The organism is Neisseria sp. P0021.S007 (assembly GCF_051956855.1).
Genome location: NZ_JBQCXA010000661.1, coordinates 1 through 640, shown reverse-complemented (window position 1 = coordinate 640; position 640 = coordinate 1). Strand labels below are relative to the sequence as shown.

The window sequence follows — 640 nt, the reverse complement described above, 5'->3', positions numbered from 1 at the left end:
ATTAAGGCGCGCACCAAAGGCGCGATCTCTGCCTCGGTATCAGGATTGACGACGACAAACGGATACTCCACGCGCCAGTCGGTCGCATCAGTAACGTGCGTTACCCGCGCCAGCCCGTCGAACATAATATTGTGCGGCTTGGTGATTTTGCTTAAACGTTCCAAAATCTGATGGCGTTTTTGGATGGTTTCATCAAAACTGCTATCAAAACGTTCGACTGCTTTTTCTGCTGCGGCAACCAAGACATCCACTTGCTGATTGTCGTCGCGGCGCTTGCGGATTTCGTTTAAACGGTGGCGCATTTCCCGCACCAGCGCGGCGCGGCGTTTCGGGTGCTCCAACAAGTCATCGACCAGATACGGATTGCGCACGACCACCCAAATATCGCCCAATACTTCAAACAGCATTCGTGCCGAACGTCCTGTTTTGCGTTGACCGCGCAGGTCTTGCAGGATTTGCCACGCTTCGTCGCCCAACAGTCGGATGACGATTTCGCGGTCGGTATAAGAAGTATAGTTATAGGGAATTTCTCGAATACGCTGAGGGGCAGTAGTCGTGGTCATGGTTGTGTTCCGTTGATGGATGTGTCTTTATATTAAAGGCCGTCTGAAAAATGCAATTTCTTCTTGATGGCGTAAAG

At 51.1% G+C, this 640-nt stretch carries 1 protein-coding gene; it reads right to left on the bottom strand.

The window, feature by feature from the left end:
- On the bottom strand, positions 1-563 hold a 563-nt coding region (locus ACTHUR_RS15240; RefSeq protein WP_440399469.1), incomplete at its 3' end, for a DUF3683 domain-containing protein.
- Positions 564-640 lie beyond the last annotated feature (77 nt).